The sequence below is a fragment of the Marinovum sp. 2_MG-2023 genome (assembly GCF_030548265.1).
Lineage (GTDB): Bacteria > Pseudomonadota > Alphaproteobacteria > Rhodobacterales > Rhodobacteraceae > Marinovum.
On the sequence record NZ_JAUOSD010000001.1, the window covers coordinates 165,300 to 186,347 of the forward strand.

At 59.6% G+C, this 21,048-nt stretch carries 20 protein-coding genes; 16 read left to right on the forward strand and 4 right to left on the reverse strand.

The features are described 5' to 3' along the window. The first annotated feature begins 152 nt into the window (after window positions 1-152). From sdhC to Q4577_RS00895, 10 genes are all read left to right on the forward strand, one after another. On the forward strand, window positions 153-542 hold the full coding sequence (sdhC, locus tag Q4577_RS00850) for a succinate dehydrogenase, cytochrome b556 subunit (protein WP_244685822.1): 390 nt from the start codon (window positions 153-155) through the stop codon (window positions 540-542). Window positions 543-554: 12 nt separating this feature from the next. Beyond that, window positions 555-926 (forward strand): succinate dehydrogenase, hydrophobic membrane anchor protein, encoded by a 372-nt coding sequence (gene sdhD / locus Q4577_RS00855; RefSeq protein WP_244685824.1) that lies wholly within the window; start codon window positions 555-557, stop codon window positions 924-926. A gap of 16 nt (window positions 927-942) precedes the next feature. Continuing rightward, entirely contained in the window at window positions 943-2,748 is a 1,806-nt protein-coding gene (gene sdhA, locus Q4577_RS00860) for a succinate dehydrogenase flavoprotein subunit (RefSeq protein WP_244685826.1), read from the forward strand. Beyond that, entirely contained in the window at window positions 2,748-3,011 is a 264-nt protein-coding gene (locus Q4577_RS00865) for a hypothetical protein (protein WP_303467175.1), read from the forward strand. The genes sdhA and Q4577_RS00865 overlap by 1 nt, the downstream gene beginning before the upstream one ends. Then, window positions 3,012-3,338: a hypothetical protein gene (locus Q4577_RS00870; protein ID WP_303467173.1), complete on the forward strand. Its 327-nt coding sequence runs from the start codon at window positions 3,012-3,014 to the stop codon at window positions 3,336-3,338. It begins immediately after the preceding gene. Window positions 3,339-3,348: 10 nt separating this feature from the next. After that, window positions 3,349-4,128, forward strand: coding sequence for a succinate dehydrogenase iron-sulfur subunit (locus Q4577_RS00875; protein ID WP_244685834.1), 780 nt, complete (start codon window positions 3,349-3,351; stop codon window positions 4,126-4,128). An 18-nt stretch (window positions 4,129-4,146) separates the two neighbouring features. After that, window positions 4,147-4,860: a ZIP family metal transporter gene (locus tag Q4577_RS00880; protein ID WP_303467169.1), complete on the forward strand. Its 714-nt coding sequence runs from the start codon at window positions 4,147-4,149 to the stop codon at window positions 4,858-4,860. Window positions 4,861-4,927: 67 nt separating this feature from the next. Beyond that, window positions 4,928-5,254 (forward strand): hypothetical protein, encoded by a 327-nt coding sequence (locus Q4577_RS00885; protein WP_244685838.1) that lies wholly within the window; start codon window positions 4,928-4,930, stop codon window positions 5,252-5,254. Further along, window positions 5,232-5,504 carry a hypothetical protein gene (locus Q4577_RS00890; RefSeq protein WP_303467166.1) on the forward strand — a complete coding sequence of 91 codons (273 nt, stop codon included), beginning with the start codon at window positions 5,232-5,234 and terminating at the stop codon, window positions 5,502-5,504. Before Q4577_RS00885 ends, Q4577_RS00890 begins: the two co-directional genes overlap by 23 nt. Before the next feature lie 148 nt (window positions 5,505-5,652). Next, window positions 5,653-6,837: a type III PLP-dependent enzyme gene (locus Q4577_RS00895; RefSeq protein WP_303467164.1), complete on the forward strand. Its 1,185-nt coding sequence runs from the start codon at window positions 5,653-5,655 to the stop codon at window positions 6,835-6,837. Between the two features lie 69 nt (window positions 6,838-6,906). On the opposite strand, the gene deoD is transcribed toward Q4577_RS00895, so the two are convergent. Next, entirely contained in the window at window positions 6,907-7,614 is a 708-nt protein-coding gene (gene deoD / locus Q4577_RS00900; protein ID WP_303467161.1) for a purine-nucleoside phosphorylase, read from the reverse strand. Window positions 7,615-7,774: 160 nt separating this feature from the next. Here deoD and Q4577_RS00905 point away from each other — a divergent pair, with 160 nt between their 5' ends. After that, a complete protein-coding gene (locus tag Q4577_RS00905) occupies window positions 7,775-9,220 on the forward strand; it encodes a bifunctional diguanylate cyclase/phosphodiesterase (RefSeq protein ID WP_303467158.1) in 1,446 nt (481 codons plus the stop codon). 14 nt (window positions 9,221-9,234) lie between these two features. Here the strand turns inward: Q4577_RS00905 and Q4577_RS00910 are convergent, their stop codons facing one another. After that, window positions 9,235-11,205, reverse strand: a complete 1,971-nt coding sequence (locus Q4577_RS00910; protein ID WP_303467156.1) for a protein meaA — start codon at window positions 11,203-11,205, stop codon at window positions 9,235-9,237. 136 nt (window positions 11,206-11,341) lie between these two features. On the opposite strand from Q4577_RS00910, the gene Q4577_RS00915 reads away from it, so the two are divergent. The 5 genes from Q4577_RS00915 to Q4577_RS00935 all read left to right on the forward strand — a co-directional run bounded on the left by Q4577_RS00915 (window position 11,342) and on the right by Q4577_RS00935 (window position 17,583). Beyond that, entirely contained in the window at window positions 11,342-12,715 is a 1,374-nt protein-coding gene (locus Q4577_RS00915; RefSeq protein WP_244685847.1) for a 1-acyl-sn-glycerol-3-phosphate acyltransferase, read from the forward strand. A 131-nt stretch (window positions 12,716-12,846) separates the two neighbouring features. After that, window positions 12,847-14,139: a crotonyl-CoA carboxylase/reductase gene (gene ccrA / locus Q4577_RS00920; RefSeq protein ID WP_303467154.1), complete on the forward strand. Its 1,293-nt coding sequence runs from the start codon at window positions 12,847-12,849 to the stop codon at window positions 14,137-14,139. A gap of 410 nt (window positions 14,140-14,549) precedes the next feature. After that, complete coding sequence (locus tag Q4577_RS00925; RefSeq protein ID WP_303467152.1) at window positions 14,550-15,278, forward strand: LuxR family transcriptional regulator; 729 nt, start codon at window positions 14,550-14,552, stop codon at window positions 15,276-15,278. Window positions 15,279-15,362: 84 nt separating this feature from the next. Beyond that, entirely contained in the window at window positions 15,363-15,995 is a 633-nt protein-coding gene (locus tag Q4577_RS00930) for an acyl-homoserine-lactone synthase (protein ID WP_303467150.1), read from the forward strand. Window positions 15,996-16,056: 61 nt separating this feature from the next. Further along, window positions 16,057-17,583 (forward strand): ATP-dependent RecD-like DNA helicase, encoded by a 1,527-nt coding sequence (locus Q4577_RS00935; protein WP_244685853.1) that lies wholly within the window; start codon window positions 16,057-16,059, stop codon window positions 17,581-17,583. Between the two features lie 64 nt (window positions 17,584-17,647). Here Q4577_RS00935 and Q4577_RS00940 read toward each other — a convergent pair whose 3' ends face one another. Continuing rightward, complete coding sequence (locus Q4577_RS00940) at window positions 17,648-18,598, reverse strand: M23 family metallopeptidase (RefSeq protein WP_303467146.1); 951 nt, start codon at window positions 18,596-18,598, stop codon at window positions 17,648-17,650. Beyond that, entirely contained in the window at window positions 18,595-20,925 is a 2,331-nt protein-coding gene (gene clpA, locus Q4577_RS00945) for an ATP-dependent Clp protease ATP-binding subunit ClpA (protein ID WP_303467142.1), read from the reverse strand. Before clpA ends, Q4577_RS00940 begins: the two co-directional genes overlap by 4 nt. Window positions 20,926-21,048 lie beyond the last annotated feature (123 nt).

Below are 21,048 nucleotides of genomic sequence, written 5' to 3' on the forward strand. Positions count from 1 at the left end.
GGGATTTTGTGATCACTGGCTTTGCAGCTGTGATCACAAATGTGGAAAAACCGCCGATTGAGTCAAAAAACCGCCTCTATGCGGCGGTGCGGCGCGTGACAGACGCGTAAAAATCACTATCAAAGGAGGCAAGTGAACCGAAAGGATATGCCATGGCCGATGTAAATCGCGGCAACCGACCGCTCTCGCCCTTTATGCTGGGCAAGTATTACAGGTTTCAGCTGAACTCCGTGACCTCGATCCTCACCCGGATCACCGGCAATGCGCTGCTTCTGGGCGCGCTTCTGGTGGTGTGGTGGCTTCTGGCTGCGGCAAGTGGACCGGACTATTTCGCCACCGTTGATTGGATCGTGACCAGCTATGTCGGCGATCTGATCATGTTCGGATCGGTCTGGGCCTTGTGGTTCCATTCGCTGGCCGGTGTGCGCCATCTGATCTGGGATCAGGGCAAATGCCTTGATGTTGCCGTCGCCGACAAGCTTGGCTGGGGCATCATCTATGGGTCGGCGATCCTGACCATCCTTACAATCATCATCGTCTGAGGGGGCTGACACATGGCATTTCTGACTGACCGCAAACGCGCCGTAGGCCGTGGCAGCGCCAAGACCGGCGTTGATCATTTCTGGTCGATGAAGGTGTCCTCGATCGCATTGATGATCCTGGTTCCGCTTTTCGTTTTTTCCTTCGGCTCTATCCTTGGCGGCACCTATGAAGAGGTCATCGCCGCCTATTCCCGGCCATTCCCCGCCATCGTCGCGATCCTGACCATCGTCGTCGGCTTCATGCACTTCAAGGATGGCGCACGGGTAATGATCGAGGACTATGTGCACGGCACATTGGGCCAGGCCCTGATTATCGGGGTGATCTGTTTGAGTTATGCTGCGGCTGCGACCGGCGTTTACGCCGTCGTCAAGATCGCGCTTTAAGAGACCGGAGCTGACAATGGCTGAATATTCCTACGAGACGCATGATTATGACGTCGTGGTTGTGGGGGCTGGCGGTGCCGGTCTGCGCGCGACGCTGGGCATGGCGGAACAGGGTCTGCGCACCGCTTGCGTGACCAAGGTTTTCCCGACGCGGTCGCATACCGTGGCAGCACAGGGCGGCATCGCGGCCTCGCTGTCGAACATGGGGCCGGACCACTGGCAGTGGCATATGTATGACACGGTCAAAGGTTCCGACTGGCTTGGCGATACCGACGCGATGGAATACCTCGCCCGCGAAGCGCCCAAGGCGGTTTACGAGCTGGAACACTATGGCGTGCCGTTTTCCCGCACCGAAGAGGGCAAGATCTATCAGCGCCCCTTTGGCGGCCATACCACCGAATTCGGCGAAGGCCCCGCCGTGCAACGGACCTGCGCCGCTGCTGACCGCACCGGCCACGCCATCCTGCACACGCTTTATGGCCAGTCGCTGAAGCAACAGGCGGAATTCTACGTCGAATATTTTGCCATCGACCTGTTGATGGCCGATGATGGCTCCTGTCAGGGCGTGCTCTGCTGGAAGCTCGACGACGGCACCATGCATGTCTTCAACGCCAAGACCGTGGTGCTGGCCACCGGCGGCTATGGCCGCGCCTATTTCTCGGCTACGTCTGCCCATACCTGCACCGGCGACGGTGGCGGCATGGTCGCACGGGCAGGGTTGCCGATGCAGGATATGGAGTTCGTGCAATTCCACCCGACCGGCATCTATGGCTCTGGTTGTTTGATCACCGAGGGCGCACGCGGCGAGGGTGGGTTCCTGACCAACTCCGAAGGCGAGCGGTTCATGGAGCGTTATGCGCCCCAGTACAAGGATCTTGCCCCGCGCGATTATGTTTCGCGCTCGATGACGATGGAGATCCGCGAAGGTCGCGGTGTCGGTGACGAAGGTGATCACATCCACCTGAACCTGTCGCATCTGCCACCCGAGGCATTGGCCGAACGTCTGCCCGGTATTTCGGAAAGCGCGCGCATTTTCGCCGGTGTGGATGTCACCAAGGAACCGATCCCGGTTCTGCCGACCGTGCACTATAACATGGGCGGCATTCCAACCAACTATTGGGGTGAGGTTCTGAACCCCACTGCCGATGATCCGAACCGCATCGTACCGGGCCTGATGGCCGTGGGCGAAGCCGGTTGCGCCTCGGTGCACGGGGCCAACCGCCTCGGGTCGAACTCTCTGATCGACCTTGTGGTCTTTGGCCGCGCCGCTGCGATCCGTGCGGGTAAGGTTGTCGACGCCGAAAGCGCCGTGCCAACCGCCCCCAAGAGCCAGATCGACAAGGCGTTCGACCGCTTTGACGGGCTGCGCAATGCCAAAGGCGGCATTCCCACCGCAGAGCTGCGTCTGGAAATGCAGAAAACCATGCAGGCCGATGCCGCTGTTTTCCGCACCGCCAAGACAATGGCCGAAGGCGTCGAGAAGATGACCGCCATCGCCGCCAAGCTGGACGATCTGAAAGTGACGGATACGTCGCTGGTCTGGAACTCGGATCTGATGGAAACGCTGGAGCTGACCAACCTGATGCCCAACGCACTGGCCACCATCGTTGGCGCCGAAGCGCGTGAGGAAAGTCGCGGCGCACATGCGCATGAGGATTTCCCCAAGCGTGACGACGACAAATGGCGTGTGCACACCATCAGCCGCATTGACGGCAACAAGGTCGATCTGAGTTTCCGCCCGGTGGTCACCGATCCATTGTCGACCGAAGCCGAAGGCGGCATTTCGCTCAAACGGATCGCCCCGAAAGAAAGGACGTTCTGATGCCGCTGATCAAACGTGCCTCTCTGGTGGCGCTGGCCTTCTGTGCGGCACCGGCCATGGCGCAGGAATATTATGGCGAAAAGGGCTGGACCGGGGACGAGGGTTCAAAATCCTACGTGGCGGATGAAGCGCAATATATCGCGCCCGCACCCGAGGTCTATGTCCAGGCAGAGGTGCAGCATGCTGCGCCTTATGTCCCTTATGGCTGTGTCATGGGCCTTGGCGTCATGCAGCGCGGCACTTTGATCTGTCCGGGGCACTGAATGTTCGGCACGCGATCCATCATATGCGTTGCGGTGGCTGCCCTGTCGCTGGCGGCCTGCACGCCTGCCTCGCAGGATTTGCTGGCGCGTAACGCGGCGAAATCGGTGGTCGCGCGTTCCGCGACAGAACGCCTTCCTGGTGTGCCGGTCGAACCCTATACCAACTGCATCATCGACAATGCCAGTTCCCAGCAGATCCTGACGCTTGCGGCGGATGCCGTGACCGGGCCGACCGCCTCGACCTGGGAAATCATCACCGGGATTGCGCGCAAACCCGAGACCCTCCAATGCCTGCTGACCAATGGTGTCAGCGCCTTGCTGCAATAGGAGCAACGACATGGTACAACTGACCCTTCCCAAGAATTCCCGCATCACCAAGGGCAAGACATGGCCCAAGCCCGAGGGCGCGACCAACGTGCGCCAGTTCCAGATCTACCGCTGGAACCCGGATGACGGCAAACAGCCATCGGTCGACACCTATTTCCTGGATATGGACAAATGCGGGCCGATGATCCTGGACGCGCTGATCAAGATCAAGAACGAGATTGATCCGACCTTGACCTTCCGCCGCTCCTGCCGCGAAGGCATTTGCGGGTCCTGCGCGATGAACATCGACGGCATCAACACGCTGGCCTGTATCTATGGTCTGGACGAGGTGAAGGGCGACGTGAAGATCTATCCGCTGCCGCATATGCCGGTGGTCAAGGATCTGATCCCCGACCTGACGCATTTCTATGCGCAACACGCGTCCATCATGCCGTGGCTGGAAACCAAGACCAACCGCCCGGCCAAGGAATGGAAACAGTCGATCGAAGACCGCAAGAAGCTTGATGGTCTCTATGAATGCGTGATGTGCGCGTCCTGTTCGACGTCCTGTCCGTCTTACTGGTGGAATGGCGATCGCTATCTCGGACCCGCAGCGCTGTTGCATGCCTATCGCTGGATCATCGACAGCCGCGACGAAGCCACGGGCGAGCGTTTGGATGAGCTCGAAGATCCGTTCAAGCTCTACCGGTGCCACACCATCATGAACTGCGCCAAGACCTGTCCCAAGGGGTTGAACCCGGCGCTGGCGATTGCCGAAATCAAGAAAATGATCGTGGATCGCACGGTTTAATCGTTCGGGGGCGGCCCGGTGGAGGGTATCGTCGCCGGTCTGATCCTTGCAGCGCTGGCCGGGGCAAGCATCCCGTTCGGGGCGGTTTTGGCCGCGCTCGAAGATCGGCTGAGGCCACAGTGGCAGGATCGGGCGACCCATACGGTCGCCGCCTTTGGTGGCGGCGCGCTGTTTTCTGCCATTGCTTTTGTGCTGTTGCCGGAGGCCATTGACCGGCTGTCCGCGGTTCCGTTGATGGGGCTGTTTCTGGCGGGTGGGCTGGTGTTTTACGGCGTCGATGCCATGCTGTCGCGCATGGGCGGCGGCGGGGCGCAGTTTCTGGCGATGATGCTGGATTACGTGCCCGAGGCCATGGCGCTGGGCGCTTTGGTCGTTGGGCGGGCCGATGTGGCGATGCTGACCGCCGGATTGATCGCCCTGCAAAACGTGCCCGAAGGCTTCTCGGCCTACCGCGAGATGATCGCCGCCGGCCATGCCAGCCGCAAAAAGCTGTTGTTACTGTTTGCTCTGATGGTGCCGGTCGGACCGGCGGCGGCGGCGATGGGGTTTTTCGTATTGGCGGATGTGCCCGCTGTTTTGGGCGGGGTGATGGCCTTTGCGTCGGGCGGCATCCTCTATCTGCTGTTTCAGGACGTCGCACCACAGGCAAAACTTGGCGGCTCTGGCGGCCCGCCTTTGGGGGCTGTTGCGGGATTCGCTTTGGGGCTGGCCGGGCATCTTGCCACGCTTTGACATTGCTTGCATCGCATGGCTCTGATCGGCGGGAATGCCCCCAAGCCATGAAAGTGAAAAGGCTGTAATGACCAAAGATTCCGATGATCTGATCAATTTCGACTCGCCTGAGGCGTTTGCTGCCGCGGGGCGCGCATTGTCGGCCCGCATGCATTATCTCAATCGTGTGGCGATGGGGGAAAGTGTTTTTGCCTCGCAAGTGGCCGAAGCAATGCGCAACCTCTGCAAGGCATTTGAGTTGCGCGCCAAAGACCCGGAGGTTTCACGCGCATTCGGCGATGGTTGGACCCAGGGCACAATGAGCGATGCGGAAAAGATCGCCTTTCTATCTAAATTGATCCTAGAGGATCCCAATACCCCGGTGCCGCAACATGACGGTCGGCCTGACCCTTGATTGTGTTCGTCGGCCTGCTGATCGCCTTTGTGCTGGTGATGATCTTTTCCCGCCCGGCGACGCGCAATTGCCGCTGGCGACGGGGCAGGGAAAACGGGCAGGTGGTTTGGACCTGTGCGTATTGTGGCGCAAAAACCCCGGGCAGCGATCGGGAATCCCCAAAAAATTGCATGCGAACAAAGCCTTAGGTGAAAGCCGCAAAATTTCTTTTGTTGGCATGATTTTTGGGCTTGATCGAATCCGCGAATAACCTCATATGCGGCTTCAAGACGCCAACGCACGCGCCTCTGTCGAGGTGGGCAAGCACCCACGCGGTTACGTAGCGACGGTAACGTCTCCCTTGGAACTGAGCGGTCTGAGCCGGAAAACCGGAATGGCCGAGTCTTTTGGAGATGACCATGAACGCATATGTAACCGGGCTTTCGGCCTGCGATGCCGCTGTTGTATCCGGCAGCGATTTTTCCCGCACCGAAGCCTTCATCCGTGACAATATCTTTGCCCGTCCGACCCTGGTGATCGACACCCAGGCCGTGGCCCGCCAATACGCCGCCCTGTCACAAGGTCTGGGCCGTGCGCGCATCCATTATGCGGTCAAGGCCAACCCGGCCCCGGAAATCCTGCGCACCCTGCGCGAGCTGGGGTCGAACTTTGACGCGGCGTCGCGGGTCGAGCTGCAAATGTGCCTGGATGCCGGTGCACGCCCGGATCAGCTGTCGTTTGGCAACACCATCAAACGCGCATCTGACATTGCTTGGGCGCATAGCGTCGGTATTGACCTGTTCGCGGTGGATGCCGAAGAAGAGATTGAAAAGATTGCCGAAAATGCGCCCGGCGCGCGTGTCTATCTGCGGATCATTGTCGAGGCGACCGAAGCGGAATGGCCGCTGACCCGCAAGTTCGGCTCTGCGCGTGACAAGGCGCTGGCGCTGATTTCGGATGCCAAGGCACATGGGTTGAACCCGGTTGGTCTGTCGTTCCATGTCGGGTCGCAAACCCGTCGCGCCGCGATGTGGGCACCGATCCTTGATCAGGTTGCGGCGGTCTGGCACGCGGCAAAGACCGAAGGTCACGAGCTGACCCTGCTGAACATCGGCGGTGGTTTCCCGGCCTTTTATGGCAAGGAAATCGACGCACCGGCGCTCTATGCCGCCGAAGTCATGCGGTTGGTGCAAGAGCGGTTTGGCGACGTGCCGGAAATCATGGCGGAACCGGGCCGGGGTCTGGTGGCCGAGGCCGGTATGATTGCGGCCGAGGTCCTGTTGGTGTCGCGTAAATCCGAAAACGATCTGCATCGTTGGGTCTATCTCGACATTGGCCGTTACTCTGGTCTGGCCGAAACCGAAGGCGAAGCAATCCGCTATCAATTCGTCACCGACCGCGATCATGAAACAACCGGCGCCTGCATTCTGGCCGGCCCGTCCTGTGACAGCGCCGATGTGTTGTATGAAAAACAGCCGGTGCAATTGCCGGTTGGCCTGCGCGCCGGTGACCGTGTGATGATCCGGGCCTGCGGGGCCTATACCTCGACCTATGCCAGCGTTGGTTTCAACGGCTTTCCGCCGCTGGATGTGATCGCGATCTGAAATCGACCTGTCGAACGGTAAAAAACGGGGCGTGCCATTGGCGCGCCCCTTTGCCGTCTATGCCCCGGTTTACTTGGCGAATGCGGCCTCAAGCGCGATTTCCACCATGTCGCCAAAGCTGGTTTCGCGTTGCTCACTGGGTAGCGCTTCGCCCGTCAGAAGATGGTCCGACACGGTCAAAACCGCCAATGCACGCGCCTTGTGCCGCGCAGCCAGGATATAGAGTTCGGCGGCCTCCATTTCGACCCCGAGGATACCGTGACGGGTCATCTGTTCATTGAGGTCCGGGCGTTCATCGTAAAACACATCCGATGAATAGATGCCGCCAACGTGACAGGTGGTGCCGCGGGCCTCGGCCGCCTGGACGGCTTTGCTCAACAGTGGATAATCGGCGCAGGGGGCAAAATTCAACTCGCGCAGAATGCCGCGCGACGGGGTGGACAGGGTGGTGGCGGTCATGGCGATAATGACATCGCGCACCTTCACATGGTCCTGCATCGCGCCACAGGATCCAATGCGGATCAGGGTTTTCGCACCATAATCGCGCAGCAATTCGTTGGCATAGATCGACAGCGATGGCATGCCCATGCCCGAGCCTTGGATCGAAACCGGGTGGCCCTTCCATGTGCCGGTGTATCCCAACATGCCGCGCACTTCGTTCACCAGACGCACATCGTTCAGGAATGTCTCGGCAGCCCAACGCGCGCGATAGGGATCGCCGGGCATCAAAACGGTTTCAGCTATTTCGCCGGGTTTGGCACCGATATGGACGGTCATGGCAATCTCCGATGGGGCAATGATGTGGGTTTGACTTTGGCATTGGGTCCAATGGATCACAACCCGCCTCCGCTGTGCATTCCGGGCCTTTGAAATCGGGGCTAATACCCCTATGGTTGATTTTAGTGGATTTTTCGGAAGGCATGACCGGGTGTCGACCTTGATAATAGGATTGTGTTTGGCGTTGGGGGTGTGCCTGCTCTGTGGGGTGACCCTGGCCGTACGGCACGTCAGACGCCAAAACAAACAGCTCGCCGCGTTGAACGAGCGGGTGACCGTGATGGCGGCCGAAAACGCACGTTTGCTGCATATGGTTGAATTCGACGACCTGACCGCCGCCCGGTCGCGGCGGTATCTGCGCGTTTTGTTTTCGCGCAGCCGCCAGGATGGCACCAATGCGATGATTTTTGTCGATCTTGATGAATTCAAAAGCGTGAACGATGGCTTTGGCCATCGGGCAGGGGATGTGTTCCTGCGTCAGGTCGCCCAGGCGTTGACCGGGGCTTGCCGCGAGCGCGAGACGCTTTTTCGTCACGGCGGCGATGAATTCTGCATCTATCTGGAACAGGTTGAAATGGATGTGGCGGTGGCACGTGCGCGGGATTTCGTCAAAACCGTGTCCGATACAATTGTAGCCATCGACGGGGTCAAGGTCCGTCGGACCGCCAGCGCCGGGGTGGCCCGGATCGACGCCGGTCAGGATATGATGGGCGCTCTCTATTATGCGGATGAGGCGCTTTATGCGGCCAAGCAGGCGGGCGGCAATTTGGTCAAGGTTACCGAAGGCGAAACCCTGAAATCCATGATTGCGCGGCGCACCGGTCCGCGGGCCGAAGATGTGGCCGAAGCGATCCGCAAAGAGGAAATCACCTATTTCGTTCAGCCGGTGTTTGACACATTGGCCGGGCATGCCATCGGGGTCGAGGCGCTGATCCGTTGGGTGCGCGCCGATGGTGATGTCTTGTTGCCGGAAAAATTCATCGACGTCATGGCCGGAAACTATCACAGCAATCTGGCCGCACCGCCGGGGGCCGCAACACAGGTGGTCAACGCCTTTAGTGCCGCCAATACCGGGGTCTATTGCGCGTTCAACATTTCCTCGCGATTTCTGGAGCGGTCGATAGAAGCCAACCTCCGGTTTGCCAACAAGTTGACCAAAGGGTTCGACCCATCGAAATTTGTGTTCGAAATTGTCGAAAGCTCGGTCATTCGCAACCCCGAACGGACCCGCGATCTGTTGGAGCAGCTGCGCGCGCAGGGGATTCGCATTGCGCTGGATGATTTTGGCACCGGGTTTTCCAACCTGGAGCGTTTGCAGCAATATCAGGTGGATATTGTCAAAATCGACCGCCGCTTTGTTCAGGGGTTGGGCAGCGCGCGGGTGGATTCCGGGATTCTGCGCGCGCTATACGACCTGTCCTGTAGCATGGGGTTCATGGTGATTGCCGAAGGTGTGGAAACCGAACAGGAACTTGCCGCGCTGCAAGACATCGGGATCTACAACGCCCAAGGCTATCTTCTTGGGCGGCCGGAACGGGTCAGCTATTGGCAGAACCGAATTGCCAAGCCGCTTCCACCAGCGCTCTGCGTGAAGAAGTCGGCCTGACCGTGGGCGGCGGGTTATTCCGCCGCCACCGATTTCGGATCTGCAAGGGTCACGATGTCGGCCATGATGGTGTTCAATTCGAAATCCTTGGGCGTATAGACCCGTGTCACGCCCATCGACAGAAGCCGCCGCGCGTCGTCGTCCGGGATGATCCCGCCGACAATCACCGGCACATTGCCCAGCCCCGCCGCGCGCATACGTTCCATCATATCCTCGACCAGCGGGATATGTGAGCCCGACAAAATCGAAAGACCAACCACATGTGCCTTGTCTTCGACAGCGGCGGTGACAATCTCTTCGGGGGTCAGGCGGATACCGTCATATGAAATATCCATGCCGCAATCACGGGCACGAAAGGCGATCTGCTCTGCACCATTGGAATGGCCGTCCAGCCCCGGTTTGCCGACCAGGAATTTCAACCGCCGGCCCAGACGGTCGCTGACCGCATCCACCGATTGGCGCAACTCGTCGAGGTTTTCGGTCCGGTTCGACACCGAAGTCGACACACCCGTCGGCCCGCGATATTCGCCAAAGGCCTTGCGCATCTCGGCGGCCCATTCGCCGGTGGTGACCCCGGCCTTTGCGGCGGCAATGGACGGCGGCATGATATTGGCACCGTCACGTGCGGCGGCGCGCAGATCGGCCAAAGCTGCCGCAACGGCGGCGGCATCACGTTCGCTGCGCCATTTGTCCAGTTGGTTGATCTGGTCCTTTTCCACTGCCGGGTCGACGGTCATGATGCCGCCATCCTCGGTCATCAAGGGCGACGGCTCGGTCTCGGTCCAGCGGTTGACGCCAACAACCGTGGTGTCGTTGCGTTCAATCCGGTTCAGACGGTCGGCGTTGGATTCCACCAGACGTGATTTCATATATTCGATCGAGGCCACCGCGCCGCCCATCGAGTCGAGGTTCGCCAGCTCGGCGCGTGCGCCTTCCTTCAGCGCCTCGACCTTGCGGTCCACCGCCGGGTTGCCATCGAACAGGTCGTCAAATTCCAGAAGGTCGGTCTCATAAGCCAGGATCTGTTGCATCCGCATCGACCATTGCTGATCCCAGGGGCGGGGCAGGCCGAGTGCTTCGTTCCAGGCGGGCAATTGCACCGCACGGGCGCGGGCGTTTTTCGACAGCGTCACCGCCAGCATTTCGATCAGGATGCGATAAACGTTGTTTTCCGGCTGTTGCTCGGTCAGGCCAAGCGAGTTGACCTGGACGCCATAGCGGAACCGCCGCTGTTTCGGATCGGTCACGCCATAGCGCGTTTCACAGATTTCGTCCCAGAGATCGACAAAGGCGCGCATCTTGCACATCTCGGTCACGAAGCGGATGCCGGCATTCACGAAGAACGAAATCCGCTGCACCACGGCGGGGAAATCCGCCTCTGGCACACGCGGGCGCAGTTCATCCAGAACAGCGGTGGCGGTGGCCAGCGCAAAGGCCAGTTCCTGCTCCGGTGTCGCGCCGGCCTCTTGCAAATGATAGGAACAGACGTTCATCGGGTTCCATTTCGGGATATGCGAATAACAATATTCCGCCACATCCGCGATCATTTTCAGGCTGGGTTTCGGCGGGCAGATATAGGTGCCGCGCGACAGATATTCCTTGATCAGGTCGTTTTGCACGGTGCCTTGAAGCTTGGAAATATCCGCGCCCTGTTCCTCAGCCACGGCAACATAAAGCGACAGCAACCAGGGCGCAGTGGCATTGATCGTCATCGAGGTGTTCATCTGATCCAGCGGGATCTGGTCGAACAGCGCGCGCATGTCCCCCAGATGACAGACCGGCACGCCAACCTTGCCGACCTCGCCCCGCGCCAGCACATGGTCGCTGTCATACCCTGTTTGGGTTGGCAGATCGAAAGCCACCGACAGGCCGGTCTGGCCCTTGGCCAGATTGTTGCGATAGAGCGCGTTGGATGCAGCGGCCGTGGAATGGCCGGCATAGGTGCGGATGAGCCAGGGCTTGTCGGCCTTGCGGGTCTCGGTCATGTCAGCCTCGTGATTCTTGGACGTAATTTTGTTTCGTTAATGACGTCATATGCGAAATAAAGTGGCGTTGTCAATTCGCTGCATCGCGGCGTGTTCCCATGTTTACGCAATTGCAGCAAAATGCAAACGTGGCGCCATGATTGGCACCATTGAAATCCCCGTTTGGCTGTTTTTGTTGATCCTTGCCTTTGCGGTGGTCACATTCGCATCGCATTTCCTGTTCCCGTCTGTGCGTTGGTTTTTACGCCGCCGGATGGAACGCGTGGTGGCGCGGATCAATCAACGGCTCGAGCGGCCGATCGAACCGTTCAAACTGGCGCGGCGGGTCGATATGATCCAGCGGCTGATTTATGACCCCCAGGTGAGCGAGGCCGTGGTCGCCTATGCCCAGGCCAATGGCGTGCGCGAGGATGTGGCGTTTGAAAAAGCCCGCCGGTACGCGCGCGAGATTGTGCCATCCTTTTCCGCCACCGCCTATTTCGGTGTGGCGATCCGGCTGGCGCGGTGGTTGTCACGTTCGCTTTATCATGTGCGGCTGACAAATCAGGACGACGCGGCCATCCGGGCGATCAATCCCGAGGCCACGGTGGTCTATGTGATCAATCACCGGTCAAATATGGACTATGTGCTTGTCACCTATCTGGCGGCGGAACGCTCTGCGCTGGCCTATGCGGTGGGGGAATGGGCGCGGGTCTGGCCGCTGTCTTTCTTGATCCGGTCGATGGGGGCCTATTTCATTCGCCGCAAAAGCCGCGATGACCTCTATCGGCGGGTCCTGGCGCGGTATGTGGCGCTGGCCACGGCCGGGGGGCTGGCCCAGGGCATGTTTCCGGAGGGCGGTCTCAGCCTGACGGGCGCACCGGCGGTGCCGCGCGTCGGTTTGCTGAAATACATCGTGGATGGCTGGGATCCGGCCGGGCGTGATGTGGTCTTTGTGCCGGTGGCCCTGAACTATGACCGCGTGCTGGAGGATCGGGTGCTGATCGCGGCGGGCAAATCCGGTGAGCGGCGGTTTCGTGGTCGTCTGGGCGAGGCTTTGATCTTCTTGCTGCGCCACATCCGCTTGCGGGTGATGGGGAAATTTCACCGTTTTGGCTGTGCGGCGGTCAGCTTTGGCATGCCGTTGGATCTGCGCGGCTTTGTCGAAATTCAGGGTCGCCGCCCCGAGGCGTTGGCGCAGGAGTTGATGACCCGGATCGGCGCGGCGGTGCCGATCCTTCCGGTGCCATTGGTGGCCTATTGCCTGCGGGACGGAACGGCACGAACCCGGGCCGAGATCGAAGCCCTGGCCGAAGCGTTCCCCGGCGTTTGCCCTGAAAAGGATGCAGATGCAGGTGCAAGCGCCGGACCGGCGGAGGTTGCCGCGGGAATCGAAGGGTTGTTGCGGCGCGAACTGATTGCGGAAACCGCGGGACGGTATGCGATTTTGCCGCATCAAGCAGAGGTGGTGGCGTTCTATGCCAATTCGATTGCGCATCTCGCCCGCTCAGATGCTGCGCAAGCACGGTGATTTCTGCATCGGCTCGGTTATAAAATTACAAAAATGGCATCATGTGTGTTGCAATGTTGCGCTTGGGGCGATATTGCAGACAAACGCACCGCGATTCTGCATTGCGGCATGATTTAGCCAAGGAGGCCCACATGGCACTGGACACGCACGGCGGCATCGCCGCTTATGAGGCGCCTGAAAAGGACCTGTATGAATTGGGCGAAATGCCCCCGATGGGATTTGTTCCCAAGCAGATGTATGCTTGGGCCATTCGCCGTGAACGTCACGGCAACCCCGACACGGCCATGCAATTGGAGGTCGTGGATGTGCCCGTGCTGGACAGCAACGAGGTGCTGGTTCTGGTGATGGCCGCCGGTGTGAACTACAATGGTGTCTGGGCATCCCTCGGCCAGCCGATCAGCCCGTTTGATGGCCACGGCAAGCCGTTCCATATTGCGGGTTCCGATGCTTCGGGCATCGTCTGGGCCGTGGGTGACAAGGTGAAGCGCTGGAAAGTCGGCGACGAGGTGGTGATCCACTGCAACCAGGATGATGGCGACGACGAGGAATGCAACGGCGGCGACCCGATGTATTCCGCCAGCCAGCGGATCTGGGGATATGAGACACCGGACGGCTCTTTTGCCCAGTTCACCAATGTCCAGGCCCAGCAGCTCATGCCGCGCCCCAAGCATCTGACATGGGAAGAGAGCGCCTGCTACACGCTGACGTTGGCCACTGCCTACCGGATGCTGTTCGGCCACGAGCCGCATGATTTGAAACCCGGCCAGAACGTTCTGGTCTGGGGGGCGTCGGGTGGTCTGGGATCTTATGCGATCCAGCTGATCAATACAGCCGGTGCAAATGCCATTGGTGTGATCTCGGACGAGGACAAGCGTGACTTTGTCATGGGGCTGGGCGCCAAGGGTGTCTTGAACCGCAAGGATTTCAATTGCTGGGGCCAATTGCCCACGGTGAACACCCCGGAATATGCCGAGTGGTTCAAAGAGGCCCGCAAGTTCGGCAAGGCGATCTGGGACATCACCGGCAAGGGCGTGAACGTCGATATGGTGTTCGAACACCCCGGCGAAGCCACATTCCCGGTGTCGACCTTTGTGGTGAAAAAGGGCGGGATGGTTGTGATCTGCGCGGGCACCACCGGTTTCAACCTGACGTTTGACGTGCGCTACATGTGGATGCACCAAAAGCGTCTTCAGGGCTCGCACTTTGCCCACCTGAAACAGGCGGCTGCGGCCAACAAGTTGATGCTGGAACGGCGGCTTGATCCCTGCATGTCCGAGGTGTTCGACTGGGCGGATCTGCCGGCCGCGCATATGAAAATGCTGCGCAACGAACACAAGCCGGGCAATATGTCGGTTTTGGTTCAGGCACCGCGCACCGGTCTGCGCACATTCGAAGACGCGCTTGAAGCCGGTCCAAAGTCTTAAGATCGTCGGCGGGCCGATCAAGGTCCGCCGCTCGACAGGCAGATGCCCTTAAGGATGAGGGTGTGAATCACCTCGCAACGGCCCGCGGCACCCGACACGGTGCGGCGGGCCGTTTGACGTCAAAATGCGAAACTTTTTCATTTCAATCCTTTGCATTTTCCCACCTCGCTATTTTTGGGGAGGGAAAATAGGTGAATTTTCCAGAAACCCTTCTCATGCTATGGTTGTATTAACTTATCGTTAACCAATGGCAGAGAGAGTCGTTATGAAACACGAATGGATACTCGACGTACTGGCCGATCTCAAAAAATTCGCTGTATCGAACGGGCTGCCTTCCTTGGCTGAGCAGCTGGATGATGCGCGGGTTGTCGCAATGGCAGAGGTCGCCTCGTGCGCGGAAGGGGCGCAGATTGGGCTTCGCGGTGAACACGCCACGATTGGATGTGATACTGGCACGGTTGGAGCAATCCGCCGCGCTTGAAGAACTGCAAGACATCATTGTCGGATTACGAGATGTCTTTGGGGTCGACCATTTGGTCTACCATTGGGTCAACAGCAATGGCGATCAATACGGATGCGGCACCTATGCCCCGGAATGGGTCGAACGCTATCTCGACCAGGGGTATTTGCGAATTGATCCGGTGGTCTTGGGCTGCTTTCAGCGGTTTCACCCGGTTGATTGGAAAATGTTGGATTGGTCATCCCGTGCGGCGCGGGCCTTTCAGAAGGAGGCAATGGAATACGGCATAGGCAATCAGGGGTTTTCGATCCCGATCCGGGGCCCCAAAGGCCAATTTGCCCTCTTTACTGTCAACCACCGATGCGACGATCCGGCCTGGCAGAGCTTTTGTGACGGCAATCGCCGGGATTTGATCCTAGTGGCACATTATTTCAACCAAAAGGCGCTGGAATTCGAACCAGACCGCTTGCCTGAGCAGGGTCAATCCCTCTCTCCGCGCGAGGTTGAGGCGATGACGCTGTTGGCGGTTGGGTTGAGCCGGGCACAGGCGGCGGAACAGCTGTCGATCTCGGAACATACATTGCGGGTCTATATTGAATCGGCCCGCTTCAAATTGGGCGCTATGAACACCACTCACGCAGTGGCCCGTGCACTGAGTCGCGGGCTGATCGTTGTCTAAAGGTTAAGACCCGCGCGCTCAGCTCTGCGGGCCTTAACCCTTTGTGGGCCAGCTTCTCTCTCGACACGAGAGGAGTGCCCCACCATGATCCGTTATCTTTATGCCGACCAACTGGCCCAGGAACCCACGCTGGCGGGTGCCATGTTTCGCGACCGTGCCGATCAGTTCCATACACGGCTGGGCTGGGAGGTTCAGGTCGACGAACGCGGCGAAGAACGCGACGAATATGACCGTGAAAACCCGCTTTATGTCATTTGGCAAACCCCGGACGGTGGCCATGGCGGCTCAATGCGGTTTTTGCCCACGGTTGGGCGCACCATGGTCAATGACCACTTCATCCATCTGACCGACGGTGTCCGCATTCAAAGCCCGCTGATCTGGGAATGCACCCGGTTTTGCATGGCGCGAAATGCCGGTGGCAATGTGGCGGCGGCCCTGATGTTGGCGGGCGGCGAGATCATGCAGAATTTTGATGTCGAACATTTTGTGGGCGTGTTTGACGCCCGCATGGTGCGGATCTATCGCCGGATCGGTGCCTCGCCCGAGGTTCTGGGCAGCGAAGGCGAAGGCCGGTCCCGGATCAGTGTCGGACTTTGGGGGTTCTCGCCCGAGGCCCAGCAACGGGTGTCTGCCAGCGCCGGAATCCCGGCCAGCCAGTCGCGCCATTGGTTCACCCGTGCCTTTGCGCCGGCGGACCAGCTGGCCGAAATAGCCTGATCCGGCGCAATCGCGTTTGAACGCTCTGGCACTTGTTCGGGTGGGCCTATAGTGTCCGCCCATGACAGTGCCCACGCTCACTTTTTCCGAAGATCAGGCCGAAGCCTTTGACCGTGTGAGCACGGTTTTGCGCGCTGCCGGCATCAATCTGGACGACGCTATTTTGTCCCCCCCGCGTGATGGCCGCAGCAACGTGCTGGCCATCACCGGCAAGGCCGGTTCGGGCAAGACATTGTTGTTGGCCGAGCTGTACAAAGCGTTAAAAGACGCCGGGGTCGACATTGTGTCCGGCGATTGGGAAGGGCGCAAGCGCAAGGACCGGCGCACGCTGGCAATTCTGGCGCCGACGAACAAGGCCGCCAGCGTATTGCGCATGCGCGGCGTGCCTGCCACCACCATTCACCGCATTCTTTATACACCGGTGTATGACCCGGAATATGAACGCATTGCCGAATGGCTGGCGGGCAATGGCGAACGCCCCGACATCGAAGGTTTGACCGACGCGGCACTCGACCGGGCACATGCATTTTATCAGACCAACAATTCCATCCCCGGGGCGCTGGCGGCGGCTGGGCTGCGCGGATCGGATTTCATCACCGGATGGAAACGGCGCGAAGAAGAGCTGGATATCGGGTTTGTCGACGAAGCCTCGATGTTGGATGATCGGCAATATGGTGATCTGCGGGAAATTTTCCCGACCTTGGTGATGTTTGGCGATCCCGCCCAGCTGGCCCCGGTCAATCAATCCGGCGCGATGGTGTTTGAAAAGCTGGACGAGGACCGGGTTTTGGCCCTGCGCCGCATTCACCGGCAAGAAGCGGACAATCCGATCCTTGATCTGGCCCATGCGCTGGCGGATCCGACGTTGGAATTCCACGATTTCGAACAGATGGTGGAAGAAAAGTCCAAATCCGATGACCGTGTGGTCTGGGGCCAGCGGGTCGAGGTTGATCTGATGGCGCGCTCGCCGGTTCTGGTCTGGCGAAATGCCACGCGCATCCGGCTGATCAATGCCTTTCGCAAGGTGCACGACGCGCCGGACGACCGCCTGCTTGAAGGTGAGCCGCTGATCTGTGATGGCATCGAATTGCCGCTGAAACATCGCAAGAAACGTCTGGATCTGGAGGCGCGGGGCCTGATCAAGGGCGCGCAGGTGGTCTATCTTGGCGCGGGCAAGAAGCCGGGGTTTTCCCGTCTGCATGTGATGGGCGCGGAAGATCCACGGGTGTCCGCGGCGTCGATCGTGAAAATCGAAATGCCGGACGAGGAGGAGCCGTTCATTCCTTTTGCCGCCCGGATGGGGGCGACATTTTTGCATGGCGCCGCTGTGACGATCCACAAGGCCCAAGGGTCACAATGGGACAGCGTCCAGGTTTTTGCCCCGGATTTGTTTGTTGCGGCCCGCATGGGCCGGGTCGAGGCCGGGCAACCGCTGTGGAAACGACTGGCCTATGTGGCGATCACCCGGGCGCAGGACCGTCTGATCTGGGTGGTGCGCAACCGGCTGGCGCGCCCGACATACGAGTTGCGGGTGGATGATCTTCCGGTGCCACAAACGGCCCTGACACTGGAGGCTCTGGAAGACTGACGCGTTTCACGAAACGCTTGTGATCTGGGGGGGCAGGAGGCCCCGGAGCAGGTCCGGGGCGGCGTCAGCGCAGGGTTGTTGTTTCGGTTTTCTCGCTGATGATTTCGTCACCGCGCAAGAGTTGAACGATGAGTTCATAGGTGCCGCTTGGCCAGCCGGACGGTTGGGCCCTGCGGCCGGCAGCGCGGAAAAATGTGGCCTGCGGTTTTTCGAGTTGGGTGTCGCTGGTGGTGATCTGCCCAGCGGGGCCATCGATCACAATGCGCAGGACATCGCCAGCCCGACCGCCAAACGCATATCCATATCCCACCAAGGCGGTATCGCGGCGTGGGGCAATGTCGTCGGCGGTTCCAATTTGCACCTGGGAATAATCCGGCACACCGGCGGAAAACCCGACGTCGATCACTCCGCCTGGCACGTAGGGCAGCCGATCCGCCCAGAGTGTTTGATCGGCGTCACAGGAGGCCGCGCCATTTGGCGCAAAAGGATCGACCACTGCGCCATCCTTGCGGACCGAAAGATGCAAATGCGGGAACTCTGTGCGGCCGCTAAGGCCGACAAGCCCAAGCGCGGTGCCGGTGGCGACCTCCTGACCCGAGCGGACCAGAACCGAGCCGCGCCGCAAATGGCAATATTGGGTTTCCCAGCCATCGGCATGTTGGATCACAACACCATTGCCGCAGTCGCGGTTGGCAAGATCGCGCCCAGCATACACTTCGTCCGCCATCCCGTCGCGGGTGCCGCGCACCACGCCGGGGGCTGCGGCGCGCACGATCACCCCGCGCTGCATGTCCTCTTGTGTGGGGAGGGCGAAATCCGTGCCCTTGTGGCCATCATAGCTCAGACCCTGGCAGAGGAAATCCCGTGCGCCGGGACCGGGGTCGTGGTCGACAAATTGCTGGATGTAACAGGATTGCCCAAGGATACAGTCAACGGGCTGCGCCAACAAAAAAGGCTCAGCCACCACAGGGGCGGCTGAGCCAATCATCAGGATCGCGATGATCCGTTTGATCATTCGGCGGTCAGAAGCGGTGGCTTCTTGCCAGTCAGGCGCGGTTTGTCCGGCCCGCTGATTTGCAGATCGATCTTGCCGTCCTTGACCGAGACACGAACAACACCGCCCTTGGCCAGTTTGCCAAACAGCAATTCTTCGGCCAGTGGCTTCTTGATGTGTTCCTGGATCACCCGACCCAGCGGTCGCGCGCCCATTTTGTCGTCGTAACCTTTGTCACCCAACCATTCGGCGGCGGGTTTCGTCAGCTCGATTGTGACGTTGCGATCCATCAACTGCGCTTCCAGTTGCAGAACGAACTTTTCCACCACCAGCGAAATCACTGCTTTTGGCAGCGGTTTGAAGCTGATGACCGCATCCAGACGGTTGCGGAACTCCGGTGTGAAGGTGCGTTCGATCGCGGCGGTATCCTCGCCCTCGCGGCGATCCCGGCCAAAGCCGATAGCCGCTTTGGCCTGTTCCGTCGCGCCGGCGTTGGACGTCATGATCAGGATCACATTGCGGAAATCCACAGTGCGCCCGTTGTGATCGGTCAGCGTGCCGTGATCCATCACCTGCAACAGGATGTTATAGACATCCGGGTGGGCCTTTTCCATCTCGTCCAGAAGCAGGACGCAATGCGGGTGCTGGTCGACGCCGTCGGTCAGCTGGCCACCCTGATCGAAACCAACATAGCCCGGAGGCGCACCGATCAGACGCGAAACGGCGTGTTTCTCCATGTATTCCGACATGTCAAACCGCAGCAGCTCAACACCCAGCGTATCCGCCAGTTGTTTTGCCACCTCGGTTTTGCCGACACCGGTTGGCCCGGCAAACAGGTAGTTGCCGATGGGTTTTTCCGGTTCGCGCAGCCCGGCACGGGCCAGTTTGATCGCGCTGGACAGGGCGACAATGGCGTCATCCTGGCCAAAGACCACGCGTTTCAGGCTGGCCTCCAGATCTTTCAGAACCTCGGCATCGCTTTTCGACACGTTTTTCGGCGGGATGCGGGCAATCTTGGCGACCACATCTTCGATTTCCTTGGTGCCGATGGTCTTGCGGCGACGCGATTCCACCAGCAGATGCTGCGCGGCACCGGCTTCGTCGATCACATCAATCGCCTTGTCCGGCAATTTGCGGTCCGTGATATAGCGCGCCGACAGTTCGACAGCGGTCTTGATCGCATCCGCCGTGTATTTGATGTGGTGGTGATCCTCGAAATAGGGTTTCAGACCTTTCAGGATCTTTACCGAATCTTCGACCGAGGGTTCCGCCACGTCGATTTTCTGGAACCGGCGGGCAAGGGCGCGATCCTTTTCGAAATGCTGGCGGAATTCCTTGTAGGTCGTGCTGCCCATGGTGCGCAGTTTGCCGCCCTGCAAAGCAGGTTTCAGCAGGTTCGACGCATCCATCGCCCCGCCGGATGTGGCACCAGCGCCGATTACGGTGTGAATTTCGTCGATGAACAAGACCGCGTTGGGATGGTCCTCCAGCTCATTCATGACTGCTTTCAGACGCTCTTCGAAATCACCACGATACCGCGTGCCCGCCAGAAGCGCGCCCATATCCAGCGAATAGATGGTGGTTTCCGACAGAACTTCGGGGGTTTCGCCGGACACGATCTTACGTGCGAGACCCTCTGCAATGGCGGTTTTGCCGACGCCCGGATCGCCCACCAGAAGCGGGTTGTTCTTGCGGCGGCGGCACAGCACCTGAATGCAGCGCTCGACCTCGGAGTCGCGACCGATCAGCGGATCCACATCGCCAAGCCGGGACTTTTCGTTCAGGTCGACACAATATTTGCCAAGCGCGCTCTCTTTTTGGCCGGCTTCGGCGGTATTTTCGGGCTGCTGGGTCTCATCTTCGATGTCCTGCGCGCCGGATACCGACCGCGCCTCGCCAAAGGCGGGATCCTTGGCCACACCATGCGCGATGAAATTCACCGCATCATACCGTGTCATATCCTGCTCTTGCAGGAAGTAGGCGGCGTTGGATTCGCGTTCGGCAAAGATCGCGACCAACACATTGGCACCGGTCACTTCGGTCCGGCCCGACGATTGCACATGAATCGCCGCGCGTTGGATCACGCGTTGGAAGGCCGCGGTGGGCACCGCTTCGGACCCTTCGATGTCGGTCACCAGATTGGACAGGTCACTGTCGACGTATTCGACAAGTTTCTGTCGCAATTCTTCGGTATCGACGCTGCATGCCTTCATCACACGGGTGGCATCGGGTTCGTCGATCAGGGCCAGAAGCAAATGTTCCAGCGTGGCAAATTCGTGTGAACGGCTGTTGGCAAGGGCCAGGGCCGCGTGGATTGCCTGTTCAAGTGTGTTCGAGAATGAAGGCACTGCGCGTGCTCCTTCTGATTTGGGTCGGCCTGCGCGGAACGCAGGGACAACCTTGGCCTCATAAGGTTAAAGTTTGGTCGATCCGGGACCAGCTTCAAGTTTTTTCTTCATTTTTCTGGTCAC